At 48.4% G+C, this 15,413-nt stretch carries 11 protein-coding genes and 1 pseudogene; 11 read left to right on the top strand and 1 reads right to left on the bottom strand.

Going from position 1 to position 15,413, the window contains the following annotated elements; all coding sequences use genetic code 11:
* The first annotated feature begins 11 nt into the window (after positions 1 to 11).
* The 11 genes and pseudogenes from L5M51_RS15605 to L5M51_RS15555 all read left to right on the top strand — a co-directional run bounded on the left by L5M51_RS15605 (position 12) and on the right by L5M51_RS15555 (position 12,010).
* Positions 12 to 1,181 carry an isovaleryl-CoA dehydrogenase gene (locus tag L5M51_RS15605; RefSeq protein ID WP_113940993.1) on the top strand — a complete coding sequence of 390 codons (1,170 nt, stop codon included), beginning with the start codon at positions 12 to 14 and terminating at the stop codon, positions 1,179 to 1,181.
* A 116-nt stretch (positions 1,182 to 1,297) separates the two neighbouring features.
* On the top strand, positions 1,298 to 2,905 hold the full coding sequence (locus tag L5M51_RS15600) for a carboxyl transferase domain-containing protein (RefSeq protein ID WP_105252050.1): 1,608 nt from the start codon (positions 1,298 to 1,300) through the stop codon (positions 2,903 to 2,905).
* 43 nt (positions 2,906 to 2,948) lie between these two features.
* Complete coding sequence (locus tag L5M51_RS15595; protein ID WP_263173671.1) at positions 2,949 to 3,821, top strand: enoyl-CoA hydratase-related protein; 873 nt, start codon at positions 2,949 to 2,951, stop codon at positions 3,819 to 3,821.
* Positions 3,821 to 5,884 (top strand): acetyl/propionyl/methylcrotonyl-CoA carboxylase subunit alpha, encoded by a 2,064-nt coding sequence (locus tag L5M51_RS15590; RefSeq protein WP_263173669.1) that lies wholly within the window; start codon positions 3,821 to 3,823, stop codon positions 5,882 to 5,884. Before L5M51_RS15595 ends, L5M51_RS15590 begins: the two co-directional genes overlap by 1 nt.
* Position 5,885: 1 nt before the next feature.
* Entirely contained in the window at positions 5,886 to 6,809 is a 924-nt protein-coding gene (locus L5M51_RS15585; RefSeq protein ID WP_263173667.1) for a hydroxymethylglutaryl-CoA lyase, read from the top strand.
* An 87-nt stretch (positions 6,810 to 6,896) separates the two neighbouring features.
* Positions 6,897 to 7,601, top strand: coding sequence for a CoA transferase subunit A (locus tag L5M51_RS15580; RefSeq protein ID WP_219253343.1), 705 nt, complete (start codon positions 6,897 to 6,899; stop codon positions 7,599 to 7,601).
* Between the two features lie 113 nt (positions 7,602 to 7,714).
* On the top strand, positions 7,715 to 8,371 hold the full coding sequence (locus L5M51_RS15575) for a 3-oxoacid CoA-transferase subunit B (RefSeq protein ID WP_173243940.1): 657 nt from the start codon (positions 7,715 to 7,717) through the stop codon (positions 8,369 to 8,371).
* A 363-nt stretch (positions 8,372 to 8,734) separates the two neighbouring features.
* The gene (locus L5M51_RS15570) at positions 8,735 to 9,337 is read left to right on the top strand and encodes a DJ-1/PfpI family protein (protein ID WP_263173664.1); all 603 of its coding nucleotides are present in this window, start codon (positions 8,735 to 8,737) and stop codon (positions 9,335 to 9,337) included.
* 38 nt (positions 9,338 to 9,375) lie between these two features.
* Positions 9,376 to 9,693, top strand: a complete 318-nt coding sequence (locus L5M51_RS15565) for a hypothetical protein (protein WP_025008087.1) — start codon at positions 9,376 to 9,378, stop codon at positions 9,691 to 9,693.
* Between the two features lie 191 nt (positions 9,694 to 9,884).
* Positions 9,885 to 10,643: a sulfite exporter TauE/SafE family protein gene (locus L5M51_RS15560; RefSeq protein ID WP_105252043.1), complete on the top strand. Its 759-nt coding sequence runs from the start codon at positions 9,885 to 9,887 to the stop codon at positions 10,641 to 10,643.
* 155 nt (positions 10,644 to 10,798) lie between these two features.
* A pseudogene (locus tag L5M51_RS15555) lies at positions 10,799 to 12,010 on the top strand (PQQ-dependent sugar dehydrogenase).
* A gap of 154 nt (positions 12,011 to 12,164) precedes the next feature.
* Here L5M51_RS15555 and L5M51_RS15550 read toward each other — a convergent pair.
* On the bottom strand, positions 12,165 to 15,242 hold the full coding sequence (locus L5M51_RS15550) for a transglycosylase domain-containing protein (RefSeq protein ID WP_263173660.1): 3,078 nt from the start codon (positions 15,240 to 15,242) through the stop codon (positions 12,165 to 12,167).
* Positions 15,243 to 15,413: the final 171 nt, after the last annotated feature.

Below are 15,413 nucleotides of genomic sequence, written 5' to 3'. Positions count from 1 at the left end.
GGACACAAGCAATGAACTCTCTCTACACAAGTCTAAATTTTGGCCTAGGCGAAGACGTCGATATGCTGCGCGATGCAGTGCAGGATTTTGCCGCGAATGAAATCGCCCCAATTGCCGCGAAAGTGGATCACGACAATGCCTTTCCCAATGAACTTTGGCCTGTGCTTGGAGGAATGGGACTGCTCGGAGTAACGGTACCCGAAGAGTTCGGCGGCGCGAACATGGGCTACCTAGCCCACGTCGTTGCAATGGAAGAAATCTCCCGTGCATCAGCTTCTATCGGCCTAAGTTATGGCGCCCACTCAAACCTGTGTGTCAATCAAATCAACCGTAACGGTAATGCCGCGCAAAAAGCCAAGTACCTGCCAAAACTGGTGAGCGGTGAGCATATTGGCGCGCTGGCCATGAGTGAGCCAAACGCAGGTTCTGACGTGGTTTCGATGAAGCTGCATGCCCGTAAAGAAGGCGACCGATTCATCTTAAACGGCAACAAAATGTGGATCACCAACGGTCCAGATGCACACACCTATGTCATTTACGCGAAAACCGACTTAACCAAAGGCGCACACGGTATTACCGCCTTTATCGTTGAACGTGATTCGAAAGGTTTTAGCCAAGCGCAAAAGCTCGACAAACTCGGCATGCGCGGCTCTAACACCTGCGAACTGGTGTTTGAAGATGTAGAAGTACCAGAAGAAAACATTTTAGGCGGCCTCAATAACGGCGTAAAAGTGCTGATGAGCGGCCTAGATTACGAGCGCGTCGTGCTTTCTGGCGGCCCGCTGGGGATCATGAATGCCTGTATGGATATCGTTGTGCCTTACATCCACGAGCGTGAGCAATTTGGCAAATCCATCGGTGAATTCCAACTAGTGCAAGGCAAGTTAGCCGACATGTACACAGGTATGAATGCCGCCAAATCCTATGTCTATAACGTGGCAAAATCCTGCGATCGCGGTGAAACCACCCGTAAAGATGCCGCAGGCGCCATTCTTTATAGCGCAGAACTCGCCACCAAAATGGCACTGGATGCCATTCAACTGCTAGGCGGCAATGGCTATGTCAACGAATACGCCACTGGCCGCTTACTGCGTGATGCCAAGCTGTATGAAATCGGCGCCGGCACCTCAGAAATTCGCCGCATGCTAATTGGCCGCGAACTGTTCAATGAGTCGAAATAACGCGTGTTCAAATAATCTCTCACAAGTGAATGGGTAGCACCTCACTGTAACTTACAGTTTGCGCCACCCATTCGAGCAAGGTGATACCGAGTTTCCGCTTTATAAGGACAATCAAAGTGACGCAATTAAGCAGTCGTATCAACGCCCGTAGCGATGAATTTAAAGCAAAATCAGACGATATGGCCGCCCTAGTGGCCGATCTCAAAACTAAACTCAATAAAATCGAACTCGGCGGCGGCCCTGTGGCGCTGGAGCGTCATTTATCCCGCGGTAAATTATTGCCACGTCAACGGGTTGAAAAGCTGCTCGATGCGGGCTCGCCCTTTTTAGAGCTATCGCAATTTGCGGCGTTTGAAGTCTATGACGAGGAAGTGCCCGCAGCGGGCATTATCGCTGGTATCGGCCGTGTGAGTGGTGTCGAATGCATGATCATCGCCAACGACGCTACAGTTAAAGGCGGCACTTACTACCCGATTACCGTTAAAAAACACCTTCGCGCCCAAGATATTGCCAGCCGTTGTCACTTGCCTTGTATCTATTTAGTCGACTCGGGCGGCGCTAACCTGCCCCGCCAAGATGAAGTCTTCCCCGACCGCGACCATTTCGGCCGCATCTTTTACAATCAAGCGCAAATGTCGGCAAAAGGCATTCCGCAAATTGCGGTGGTGATGGGTTTATGTACCGCAGGCGGCGCTTATGTGCCAGCCATGGCGGATGAATCGATTATCGTAAAAGATCAAGGCACTATCTTCTTAGCCGGCCCACCATTAGTCAAAGCGGCCACAGGTGAAGAAGTCAGCGCCGAAGAGTTAGGCGGCGCCGAAGTGCACACTAAAATTTCCGGCGTAGCGGATCATTTAGCCCAAAACGATGAGCACGCGTTAGAGCTTGCCCGCCGCGCGGTATCACGCCTGAATCATCAAAAAGAAATCAAATCACTCTTAAGTCCTGTCAAACCACCGAAGTTCGACATTAGCGAACTGTACGGCATTGTCGGCACCGACTTGAAAAAGCCCTTTGATGTTAAAGAAGTGATCGCCCGTATCGTCGATGATTCTGATTTTGATGAGTTTAAAGCCAACTATGGCGCAACCTTAGTGTGCGGTTTTGCCCGTATTCACGGCTACCCCGTCGGCATTGTCGCCAACAACGGCATTCTGTTCTCGGAGTCGGCGCAAAAAGGCGCGCACTTTATTGAACTGTGCTGCCAGCGCAAAATTCCGCTGCTGTTCCTACAAAATATCACCGGCTTTATGGTGGGTAAAAAGTACGAACACGAAGGCATAGCCAAACACGGTGCCAAAATGGTAACCGCGGTGTCTTGTGCCAATGTGCCTAAATTTACTGTGATTATCGGCGGCAGCTACGGCGCGGGTAACTACGGCATGTGTGGCCGCGCGTTCGAACCGACCATGATGTGGATGTGGCCTAACGCCCGTATTTCTGTGATGGGCGGAGAGCAAGCCGCAGGCGTTCTTGCCACAGTGCGCCGCGACGGTTTAGCCCGTAAAGGTGAAGAATGGTCACTTGAGGATGAAAAAGCCTTTAAAGCGCCAATTGTCGCCCAGTACGATAAAGAAGGTCATCCGTATCATGCCAGCGCCCGTTTATGGGATGACGGCATTATTGACCCAGCGCAAACCCGCGATGTGGTCGGCCTTGCGCTATCGGCGGCATTAAATGCCCCTATCGAAGACACCCGCTTTGGTGTGTTCCGTATGTAAACCATACGTATACACAGCAAATCAATAAGATAGGGAAACAGTTATGACAAATTTACCAATAACGCCACAGGAATTAAGCAACTTGCAGCACGTGAGTTACTCACTCAATGACGGCGTTGCCGAGTTAATCCTTAACCGTGCAGAAGTACACAACGCCTTCGATGAAGTGATGATTAGCGAGATGATTAGCGTCCTTGGCTATTTTGCTGAGCATAAGGATTGCCAAGTGCTGGTGCTTAAAGCGAACGGCAAAAACTTCAGCGCCGGCGCCGATCTCAATTGGATGCGCAAGCAAGCCCAAATGGATTTTGAGCAAAACCTAACGGATGCCAAAGCCTTAGCGAAACTGATGCAGGATTTAGATACCTTTCCAAAACCCACCATTGCATTAGTGCAAGGTGCAGCCTTTGGCGGCGCACTGGGGCTGATTTGCGCCAGCGATATCGCTATCGCCACAACGCGCGCCAGTTTTTGTTTGAGCGAAGTAAAACTTGGATTAATTCCTGCGGTGATTAGCCCTTACGTTGCCCGCGCTATGGGTAACCGCGCATCGCGCCGCTACATGCTGACCGCCGAGCGTTTTAGTGCAGAAACTGCATTAAAACTTAATGTCGTCCATGAGATAAGCGATGACTTAGACGCCGCCGCAAAGCCTATGATTGATGCGCTACTTGCCAATAGTCCGCAAGGCATGGCATGGGTAAAAACCTTATTATCACGCCTTGAAGATGGCGTGATAGACCAAAACACCATTGATTACACTAGCGAGCGTATCGCCCGCATTCGGGTATCAACCGAGGGCCAAGAAGGCTTAAATGCCTTTTTTGAGAAACGTCAGCCAAACTGGCAACAAGCGCACTCCGCCCCCTCTCCTACGCCAATGCAAAAGCCAAGTGATACCCAAGGAGCCCTTTGATGTTAACCAAGCACATGTTTACCAAGCTATTGATTGCTAACCGCGGTGAAATCGCCTGTCGCATCATCAAAACCGCCCATGCCATGGGTGTTCGCACCGTTGCCCTATATTCCGATGCCGATAAAGAAGCGCGCCATGTCGCCATGGCCGACGAATCTTTCTACTTAGGCGGCAGTGCGCCAGCAGACTCCTATTTAAAGGGCGATTTGATTATCGACATAGCCAAAAAAGCGGGCGCACAAGCGATTCATCCCGGTTATGGTTTCTTATCTGAAAACGCCGACTTTGCCCGTAAATGTGAAGCCTCAGGCATCGCATTTGTTGGCCCAGGCAGTGATGCTATCGATGCCATGGGCAGCAAAAGCGCCGCAAAATCCATTATGACTGCGGCAAATGTGCCCTTAGTGCCGGGTTATCACGGCGATGACCAAACCGATGCGACCTTAAAAGCGGAGGCACTGAAAATCGGCTTCCCTATGCTGATTAAAGCGGCTTATGGCGGCGGCGGTAAAGGCATGCGAATCGTCGAGAATGAAGGCGAAATCATGGAAGCCGTTAACTCAGCGCGCCGTGAAGCGGCCTCTTCTTTTGGTAACGATAAATTATTGATGGAGCGTTATTTACGCCAGCCGCGCCACGTCGAAGTGCAAGTGTTTGCCGACACCTTTGGCAACGCGATTTACTTATCTGATCGCGATTGCTCGATTCAACGTCGCCACCAAAAAGTGGTCGAAGAAGCGCCAGCGCCAGGGTTAAGCGATGCACTGCGCGCCCAAATGGGTGAAGCAGCCGTCGCGGCAGCCAAAGCCATCGATTATGTTGGCGCGGGGACTGTAGAGTTTCTGCTAGATACAGACAATAGCTTCTATTTTATGGAGATGAACACCCGTCTGCAGGTTGAGCATCCAGTGACTGAGATGGTCACAGGCCAAGATTTAGTGAAATGGCAATTGATGGTCGCCAGTGGTCAGCCACTGCCCCTTAAGCAAGATGAAGTACGTATTCACGGCCACTCCTTTGAAGTGCGTATTTATGCCGAAGATCCACAGAATGAGTTTTTACCCGCCAGCGGTAAGCTCAACTTTTTGCGCGAACCCGAGCAAAGCAAATACGTGCGTATCGATTCGGGCATTCGTGAAAACGATGTGATCAGTAACTTCTACGATCCTATGATTGCCAAGCTTATCGTCTGGGATGAATCGCGCCCACGCGCCCTGCAACGTTTAGTGCATGCGTTAGAGTCGTATCAAATCAGCGGTCTTAAGCACAACATTGAGTTTTTAGCGAACATTGCCGAACACCCAGCGTTTGCCAATGCCGACTTTAGCACTGACTTTATTGGCCGTTATGGCGACACCTTAATTGGCACAGCTTCAAGCGAAGCTGACACTGCCCTTGCCTTTGCCGCGCTGTATCAAGTGCTTGCCCGTAAAGAAGCCGCCAAAGCACAAGCGATCAACAGCGCCGATCCTTACTCGCCTTGGGGTCAAGTCAGCGGCTTTAGACTCAACAGCTGCAGCCAGCACAATATTGCCCTGCTCGATGATGCCCATGAATTGCAGCAGTTAGTGATGCTCGATTTAGGCGGCATGTATCAGCTACCGCTGCACGGACAAGATTGGTTGCTAAATGGCGAGCTGAAACAAGATTTACTGCTCGCCGAAATCAACGGCCATAAGAGTAAAGTGCCCGTTAGTGCCCAAGGTGATGACTTTACGCTATTTTTATCCTCCGGCAGTTACCACTTTAAAGCAGTGCAAACACTCGTAGTCGAAGAACAAGCCAGCAATGCTGACAAGTTAAAAGCACCGATGAACGGCACAGTAGTGACCCATTTAGTCGATGTTGGTACACAAGTTAAAGCGGGCCAAGGTTTGCTAGTGATGGAAGCCATGAAGATGGAATACACAATCGAAGCGCCCTTTGATGGCATAGTCACTGAATTCTACTTTAAGGCGGGCGAGCTGGTGACCGATGGCGCAACCTTGCTTAACGTTGAGCCGTTAAACCTAGCGTCATTAAATGGGATTGAAGCTGAGCCCACTGCGACCAAGGAAGCCTAAGATGTCGTTAGCCAATCTAAGCCAAGCAGCGAACGCCAAAGACAGAGTCAGCATCTTCGAGATGGGCGCGCGCGACGGCCTGCAAAACGAAGTCGCTGTGCCGACGGTAGCTAAAATCGCCTTGATTGAATCGCTGGCAGGTGCGGGGCTTAAGCGTATCGAAGCAGGCAGCTTTGTGTCACCTAAATGGGTGCCACAAATGGCCGATTCTGCCGATGTGCTCAAGCAAATACAGCGTCAAAGCGGCGTGGTGTATAGCGCGCTCACACCCAACGTCAAAGGCTTTGAACTGGCGCTGGATGCAAAAGCGAGTGAGGTGGCAATATTTGGCGCCGCCTCACAAAGCTTTAGTCAGCGCAATATCAACTGCTCGATAGAAGAGTCGATTGAACGCTTTATCCCTTTGATGGAATTAGCAAAAAAACACAATATTCCGGTGCGCGGCTATGTGTCCTGTGTGCTCGGCTGCCCCTATGAAGGTGAGATAGCGGTCAGTGAAGTGGCCCGTGTGTCTGAAATCCTTTACAAAATGGGCTGCTACGAAATATCGCTCGGCGACACTATCGGTGTAGGCACGCCGCAAAAAGCCCGTAGAATGCTGCAAACAGTGGCTGAGCGCGTCCCAGTCGAAAAACTGGCGCTACACTTTCACGACACCTATGGCCAAGCATTAGCCAACATTTTGGCCTGTTTAGACTTAGGTGTGCGGGTGTTTGACTCCTCGGTTGCGGGTCTTGGTGGTTGCCCCTATGCCAAAGGCGCATCGGGCAATCTTGCCACCGAAGACTTAGTGTATATGCTGCACGGCATGGGATTCGAAACGGGTATCGATTTACAAAAACTCGCGTTAGCAGGTCAAGCCATCAGCACACAGTTGAATCGTAAAAACGGTTCGAAAGTGGCCACAGCCCTGTTAGCAAAATAGAACAACAATAATTAACGACACCAACAACCGTTATTAAAAATGCGCGTCATTCGCAGCGCGTTTTATAAAGCATAAAAGGACATCACAATGGCAGGACTCAATAAAGTCGTCAGCAGCTATGAAGAAGCGTTAGCAGGCTTATCAAACGACATGACCATTATGGTCGGCGGCTTTGGCCTATGCGGCATTCCAGAAGGCTTAATCAATCAAATGGTTAAGATGGGCGTTAACGGCTTAACGGCGATTTCGAACAACGCGGGCGTTGATGATTTCGGCCTTGGCTTACTGTTAAAACATCGCCAAATCGCCACTATGATCGCCTCTTACGTGGGTGAAAATGCCACCTTTGAACAGCAAATGCTCTCTGGCGAACTGAACGTGATTTTAACGCCCCAAGGCACGCTGGCGGAAAAGATCCGCGCAGGCGGCGCAGGTATTCCGGCATTTTTCACCGCTACAGGCTACGGCACGCCAGTCGCTGATGGCAAAGAAACCCGCGAAATCAAAGGTCGCCATTACGTATTAGAAGAGTCGCTGACCGCAGATTTTGCCTTAGTGCGCGCATGGAAAGCCGATACCATGGGTAATTTGGTGTTCCGTAAAACCGCCGCCAACTTTAACCCTATGATGGCGACCGCGGGCAAAATCACTGTGGTTGAAGCCGAGTTTATTGTTGAGCCGGGCGAGCTAGACCCAGATCATATCCACACGCCGGGCATCTATGTTGACCGCGTTATTCAAGGCACGTTCGAGAAACGTATCGAGCAGCGCACGGTAAAAGCCGCGAAATAAAAGGCGCTGGCAAAACCTTGAAACACAGTTAACGCAATTGGCACTTAGCTCCCTAAAGTAAAAACTAAGAGTAAAGACCAAAGCGTCAAAGCCAAATAGAAAGGATAGATATCATGGCATTATCAAGAGAACAACTGGCTCAGCGCGTCGCCAAAGAATTAAAAGATGGCTACTACGTCAACCTCGGCATTGGCATTCCAACACTGGTGGCCAACTACATTCCCGAAGGCATGGAAGTCATGTTGCAATCTGAAAACGGCCTACTCGGCATGGGTGAATTCCCTACCGAAGACGCCATCGACCCAGATTTAATCAACGCGGGCAAACAAACCGTTACCGCAGTGAAAGGCGCGTCGTTTTTTTCTTCAGCCGAGAGCTTTGCCATGATCCGTGGCGGCCATGTGGATTTAACCGTACTCGGCGCCTTTGAAGTCGATGTCAATGGCTCTATCGCCTCATGGATGATCCCCGGCAAACTCATCAAAGGCATGGGCGGCGCGATGGATTTAGTCGCCGGCGCCGAAAACATTATCGTGACTATGATGCACGCCGATAAATACGGTAATTCTAAGCTACTGCCCGTATGCGAATTGCCGCTGACTGGTTACGGCTGCATTAAACGCGTCGTCACAGATTTAGCCTTTATCGAAATCAAAGATGGCGCCTTCCATTTACTCGAGCGCGCCCCAGGCGTCAGCGTCGAAGAAATCGTCAGCAAAACCGCCGGTAAGTTAATCGTGCCAGAGCATGTACCAGAAATGGTGTTTTAAGCATTCAGTTTAGCTTTGCTTCTTACCATCACTGCTCAAGTTTTATATATAAAAGCTCAGAAGATAATTCTGGGCTTTTTGTTTATCTAGCAATTAGTTAGCGCTGCGACTTGAGAGCTAATCCTAGTCAATTGCACAACTCATTCATTAGTATGAATTACCTGATTAACTCATTAGAGTTGAGCAAATGACCTCTTGAAAAAGCGATAATACGCACCAAATTGTAGGCTATAGCTCATTGCAGTTCGTGATAAGGATGCGGAACGAATACCTTAAGTCCTATAAAACACTAACTAATTGTATATATTAAACAATTCCAAAATAACACCAAAAAACTATCCGCACAAAGCCAGAGGAAAGCTTATGTACCAGATTGCGATTGTGATATTTGATGAATTTACCGATATCGATTTCTTCTTAATGCGCGATATTCTCGGCCGTACAAAAACCGATTGGACAGTAAAAGTACTCGGGACCAAACCTAGCCACAGATCGAGTTTAGGGATGACGGTTGCAACCGATGGTCATGTGGCCGAAGTCGCTGATGCCGACGTGGTATTATTCAGCAGTGGTTACAAAGGCGTACCTGCGGCACTTGCTGATACTGAGTTTATGTCCGCCCTTAAATTAGATCCCACACGACAATTGCTTGGCAGTATCTGCGCGGGGTCATTCTTCTTTGCCAAATTAGGGCTACTCGACAATCTCTCGGCAACGACTCACCCCGATGCAAAACCTGCCCTAGTTGCCATGGGCGTCGATGTAGAAGACTGCGCCCTCGTGATTAATGGCAATATTGCCACTGCGGGCGGCTGCCTTTCCTCAATCTATTTAACGGGTTGGGTTGCGGAGCGTTTATTCGACAGTGCGAAACGCCGCGAAATTCACAGGCAGCTTATTCCAGCCGGGCAAACAGATATTTTTGAAGCATTAATCCAATCCTCCATCTCCGCGGCCATTCGTTAAAAGTGATGTAGATACTCTCGATGAATGAAAAAGATCCCATGATAAAACTTAAAAATCTTCTCGAGGCTATAAAAGCCGAGCATCAAATAACCACCCAGAATGAGCTTGTGGCTTTGCTATCGCAAAATGAATTACTCATTCAGCAAATCCAAACTGCTGATGCGCAGTATTGGGTCAATTTTGCTAAGAATACCTTCGATGGTTGGTATTGCATTCGAACACCTATGCTCAGTACCTTTCATGTTTATTACCAAGAACGTGGACAAAACTGTTGGGGAGAAGATGTTTTTACCGAGCAAAGTGAAGCCATAGCAGCGGTTATTTTTATGTCTGGCATTTGGGATCAAGTCCCCTAGCACTAAGCAAATAAAAGCCTGCTCACTCATCCTATATTTTCACCTTCACAAATGGCGATATGTAACGAATCATTGCGCGACTTTCAATATCGAAATCATCCTGTTAGGGTGAGTGCTTAGATTGACTCATAATAACAGACACATTTTGAGCGCTCTGTTTAACTCTCTCATTGTCCAAAGGAGCGGTATCTATGGACTGGCTTATTATTGCACTCGCGGGCTTTTTAGGCGGCATGCTCAATGCAGTTGCCGGTGGAGGCAGTTTTATTACCCTATTAGCGTTAGTGTTTGTCGGGGTTCCACCGATTGCGGCGAATGCCACGGGGACAGCCGCGCTGCTGCCTGGTTATATCGCCAGCGCATGGCGTTTTAGAAAGGATATCGAATATCCGGCGAGTCTTAGCCTTAAGAATCTGATCTTAATTGCTTTAATTGGCGGCAGTATTGGCGCGGGTATTTTGCTGACCACCAGCGAGCAAGTCTTCGCAAAGCTGATCCCTTGGCTGATTCTACTGGCCACCGCGGCCTTTATTGTTGGCCCTTGGTTGCTCAAACGAAGAATCGCAGAGCAAGGCGAAAACACCTCTACGCCAATGTTAAGTCCGATAACGGCACTGATAATGCTGTCGGCTGTGTGTATCTATGGCGGTTATTTTAATGGTGGCTTAGGCATCATACTACTCGCAAGTTTTGGCCTGATGGGGCAAACCAATCTACATGGGATGAACGGACTTAAAAATCTGATTTCAGCCCTGCTCACCGCCATTGCCGTTGTGGTTTATGCCGCGGGCAATGTTATCGATGGGCAATATCTGTTGCTGCTTGCCGTTATGGCGATTGTCGGTGGTTATGTGGGGGCGGCGCTGGCCTACCGTATTTCACAGCCCTTGCTACGCGGCTTTATTGTGATCGTCGGTTTAGCGATGGCTTTAGGCTTTTTCATGCGTTAGTTTTCATACGTTAGGCTTTTGATTTGTGAAGCTTAAACTCATAAAAGCTGGACAGGCGAGTTTTCGATACAAGGTCTCACCGATAAATTGCCCTTATGTGACTGACTTGTTACTCTGATCCATCCTATAGGAGAACACTGTGATTAAGGATAGCGATGAAACTGATGACCTTGAAGCTGAGGACCTTAAGACTGAGTAAATTAATGCCAAAGACCTTGAAGCTAAGCACCTTAAATCTTGCCCTGTGTCTTATTGCATGCTCACCGGCTATTTACACCGAAACCGCTAGCGCAGCAACCATTAGCGTCAAAACGGAAACGGGTAATATTCAGGTAAAAACCATAGCCCAAGGGTTAGAGAATGTCTGGGGTATGGCATTCTTACCCGATGGCAGTATGCTCGTGACTGAACGCGCTGGCAGAATGCGCATTGTCAGCACGGCAGGCAAAGTGGGTGAACCCTTAACGGGTTTACCGCCGATGTATGCCAAAGGTCAAGGTGGTTTACTTGATGTCGTGCTTGCGCCAGATTTTGCCAGCAGCAAAAAAATCTATTTCAGTTATTCAGAACCCGCTGAAGGTGATGCAAGCGAGCTCAATAGCACAGCGGTCAGTTTTGCCACGCTCAATGGTAACAAGCTTGAAAATCTCACCCGCGTTTTTAGTCAACAACCCAAAATCAACAGCGGCCACCATTTTGGATCTCGTTTAGTGTGGGCGCCTGATGGCACACTGTTTATCACACTCGGCGATCGCTACAGCGAAAAAGATAGCGCCCAAACATTGGACAATCATTTAGGCAAAGTGGTGCGTATTCATGCCGATGGCTCAGTGCCTAAGGATAACCCCTTCGCCAATACGGCTGGCGCCTTACCCGAGATCTGGTCTATTGGTCATCGCAATATGCAGGGCGCGGCGATTAATCCCATCAGCAAAGTATTGTGGACTGGCGAGCATGGACCTCAGGGCGGCGATGAACTCAATATTGATGAGGCGGGCAAAAACTATGGCTGACCTGTGATTACCTATGGTGAGAATTACGGCGGCGGCAAAATTGGCGAAGGCACTCATAAGACAGGAATGGAGCAACCCGTCTACAAATGGGTGCCCTCGATTGCCACGGCGGGCTTTATGTTTTACACAGGTGATAAATTTCCACAGTGGCAAAATAATCTGTTACTCGCCAGCCTAAAGGGAAAAACACTGGTGCGTTTAGTGCTTGATGGCGACAAGATAATTAAAGAAGAGCGGCTACTGAAAACTGAATTAGGGCAAAGATTGCGCTCAGTCGTGCAAGGGCCAGATGGACTGATTTATCTCGTAACCGATGAAGCTAAATCAAAAATTTACCAGTTATCGCCGCAGTAATCTTAATCGCTGCACTTTAAATAGAGCGCTTTAACTAAAGCACCTTAACCACAGCAATAAGCTCAATCGATAGAAAATTTAAGCCTTAAAACGACAAAAAGTGTTCATCAGGAACACTCTTTGTCGTTGGCGTGGCACTTATTAATTCATGCCTTTATTCGTTCACCACACACATGCCCTGCTCGGTTTGTACATAGGGAGCTAAAATAGGCATCATGCCCTTCATCACCTGCAATGGCAGCGCTGAAGTAAAACTAAAATCATCGGATTTACTGCCTGGCACAAAGGCGGTCAAAGTACCGAAGTATTTGTCACCTAGATAAAACACGAAGGTCGCGGTGCGGTTCATCGCCGTAGTCGCCACTTTTTTACCTTGCTGCATCTGAGTCACAATACGGTTATCACCGGTGCCGGTTTTCCCGCCTATGGCTAACATGCCACCTTTTTCATCGGTAAAAATGCCCTTTAAACGACGTGCGGTGCCGTTTTGCACTACGTTCGCCAGCGCTGCTTTTAAGGCTTGTGCTACTTCATGGCGCATTACCCGCTCACCTTGGGTGTTCTGATTCTGCAATCTCACTTCATAGGGCGTATCTGCGGCGAAATGCAGCTGATTGATACGCACTGTGGGCAAACGATAGCCGTCATTTTGAATAATGCCCATCAGCTCGGCTAAGGCTGCGGGTCGGTCACCCGAGCTACCCAGTGCTGAGCCTAAGGATGGCACCATAGAATCAAAGGGATAACCTAAACGCGCCCAACGTTGATGTATGTCAAGGAAGGCTTCAACTTCAAGCATCACTTGCACTCGTACGTCACGGGCGTTTTTATGCCGCGTCCTAAACAACCAACGGTAAACCTCTTGACGTTGTGCTTCACTCGCCTGCTTAACATCGTTCAAGTTGGCATCAGGATTATGATTAAGGTAATCCAGCACCCACAATTCCAAGGGATGCACCCGTGCGATATAGCCTTGATCTGGCAAATTATATTTATCCGGACCGTACTTGTTATATAAGCTCTTAATACGACCATCGGTATAGCTCACCTGCGGCAATCTTTGCTTCAAGAAAGCCTTAAATGCCGCCATAGATTCATCGGGCAGTAAATAGCGATACGCCGCCGTCAACTGCTGCTCCGACTGGGACAAACCGTCAAAAAACATGTCGAAACGCTCATTCGCAGCCACTTTTTTGTACTTGCGATAAAACTTAGTAACGAAGGTATTACCTTCTCTATCAGCAAATACTCGCAGATATTCGTCACGGCGCGGATCTTTATCATTACGCAGCAACTGGGCCATATTGCCCTCGTTTTGCATACTACTGCTGTAATTCACGATATCGCGCATGAGACGCACAAACGGCAAGTTAACCGAATCCTGCAGGGCTTGGTAAAGTGTTGGCGTTTTTAAATCTTCTGTTTTTTTAAAGTTATTAAACACATGCAACCCACCACCGGTAAAAAATTGTTCACTGGTTGAGGCCGAATATTCTCGCTGTAACGCCGCATCTAACATGCGGTCTAAACGTCTGTCGGGATTCAAAATCAAGTAATCAATCGCCCAACGGGTTAAATGATCCCTAGGTTCGATAATGATAGATTCCAATTCAATCCCATGTTTCTTGGAATACTTGTCGTGGATCTCGGCAATGATTTCTAAGTAGGTCGCCATCACCCGCAATTTAGCGGTTGAGCCCAATTCCAACTTACTGCCCTCGTTAATATCAAAAGGCTGATCGGTGCTATCCGTCTGCACTCTAACTCGGTTGGCGGTCTCAGTGCGCTCATAAAGCGTAAAGCTATACAATACGTTTTGCAGTTGACTTGGGTCGAGTAACCGTTCGCCAAGCAGACCCACTTTCTCCGCGGTAGGCACTTGCGCCAGACTGCGTAAGTAGTGACTGACTTTCTGCTGTAAGTCACTGTGTAAGCTACTATTGACCGTCAAATCGAGCCTGTCTAAATCATACAGCCCCACATTTAACATGCCTGCGGTGCGAATGCGAACTGTGTTCACGCCCTTATCTGCGCCAGATTGGGTATTACGCTGCGGCTTGGCGACCTTAAACTGCAATTTCTGCGCGAGTGCAGCATCACGTAGACCACGATCAATCAAATAATACTGGCCGAGTAAACGGATATGGCTATCGACTAAGTTTTCAAGATCTTCATGACCTTGTAATAGATAGTAGGACGGACGACGTTGGGCGATCATCAAGGCAACCACTTGTCGGAATACTTGTCCGCGCTTGGTGGCATTACCTTTGATCTGCGGCGATGCTAACAGCTTGTTTGCAGTATCAAAATCGGTACCAAACCACGCCCACAATCCATCACCAATACCATGAACTTCACCATGATTTGGCGCCGAAGATAATGGCACGGTATTCAGATAATCTTGAACGATGCGCTTACGAGCAGGTTCAGTGTTTTCACCTTGTTGGTACACGCGCACACTGGCCGAGCCAATTTGCAGTAACTTATCTTTAATACTCAAGGTTAAACCTTGGGAAGAATGGCGGAATTTCTCAATCTGAGTCGCGAGTGTACTGCCACCCGCGGTAGAGACATTCATACCAACCATTTCAGCAATTTGGCTCATGCCTGCCACCACAAAACGTGGCCAGTCGATCACAGGATTGAGTTTCTCTTCCGTCGTCCATAACTCGCGGTTTTCAATAAACAGCAAAGTATTAACGATTTCATTGGGGATCTTATCGTCGTCCTGATAAACCCGTTTAGGATAGGCAAATTCGTATAAATCAGTATTGCGGCAATCGAGCAGCGTCAATCCAGATTGGGCCTTTTCATGGTAAGGCGGAAAAAATCCAAGTTGAGCGTATTCCTGCAACGCTGGCGAAAACGCCACTTGTTGCGTTACCTGAAAATTCCGTTGCAATAACCTATCAATATACTGAGGTAACTTACTGTAGCCATGGCGCTCATCAAAAGGACCATAACTAGGATAAATAACCGCTTGGCTCGGTGAGCTTTCTAATTCATAGGTGAGCGTCTTAGCATATTGATTGATGAATTTTGCTTGATAAAACGAAGTTTTAACCTCAAGTCCAATCAGCAATGCAGCGCAGCAAATCAGAATGAAAAATAAGAACCAGACCCTGCCCTTTGATCTGGCTTTACGCGGCGGCTTAACCTTAGCTTTAGGCTCAGGTTGTGGTGGACGAGGACGATAATTTTCGAACTTCATCTCTGATGTGGAATTAGGCAAAACAGCTCCAAAAAAACACTAAAATATTCATCTTTCATGCAACTCAGCAAATCCGTTGCCACTCAGTAAAGCAAGATATCAAACTCATCTAGCCATTATCCGGCTCTATTAATTAGTCTTAGTACCCATTATGTTCCACACTTTATCAAACCTAACTTCACTGTAAATAAG

Origin of the sequence: Shewanella sp. SM73 (assembly GCF_025653795.1) — a bacterium.
GTDB lineage: Bacteria > Pseudomonadota > Gammaproteobacteria > Enterobacterales > Shewanellaceae > Shewanella > Shewanella oncorhynchi.
This window is presented reverse-complemented; position numbering and strand designations above follow the sequence as displayed.

Excerpts from the sequence above, each read along its gene's own strand:
- L5M51_RS15605 (WP_113940993.1), top strand. The coding sequence starts at position 12 with ATGAACTCTCTCTACACAAGTCTAAATTTTGGCCTAGGCGAAGACGTC.
- L5M51_RS15595 (WP_263173671.1), top strand. The coding sequence starts at position 2,949 with ATGACAAATTTACCAATAACGCCACAGGAATTAAGCAACTTGCAGCAC.
- L5M51_RS15590 (WP_263173669.1), top strand. The coding sequence starts at position 3,821 with ATGTTAACCAAGCACATGTTTACCAAGCTATTGATTGCTAACCGCGGT.
- L5M51_RS15585 (WP_263173667.1), top strand. The coding sequence starts at position 5,886 with ATGTCGTTAGCCAATCTAAGCCAAGCAGCGAACGCCAAAGACAGAGTC.
- L5M51_RS15580 (WP_219253343.1), top strand. The coding sequence starts at position 6,897 with ATGGCAGGACTCAATAAAGTCGTCAGCAGCTATGAAGAAGCGTTAGCA.
- L5M51_RS15575 (WP_173243940.1), top strand. The coding sequence starts at position 7,715 with ATGGCATTATCAAGAGAACAACTGGCTCAGCGCGTCGCCAAAGAATTA.
- L5M51_RS15570 (WP_263173664.1), top strand. The coding sequence starts at position 8,735 with ATGTACCAGATTGCGATTGTGATATTTGATGAATTTACCGATATCGAT.
- L5M51_RS15565 (WP_025008087.1), top strand. The coding sequence starts at position 9,376 with ATGATAAAACTTAAAAATCTTCTCGAGGCTATAAAAGCCGAGCATCAA.
- L5M51_RS15560 (WP_105252043.1), top strand. The coding sequence starts at position 9,885 with ATGGACTGGCTTATTATTGCACTCGCGGGCTTTTTAGGCGGCATGCTC.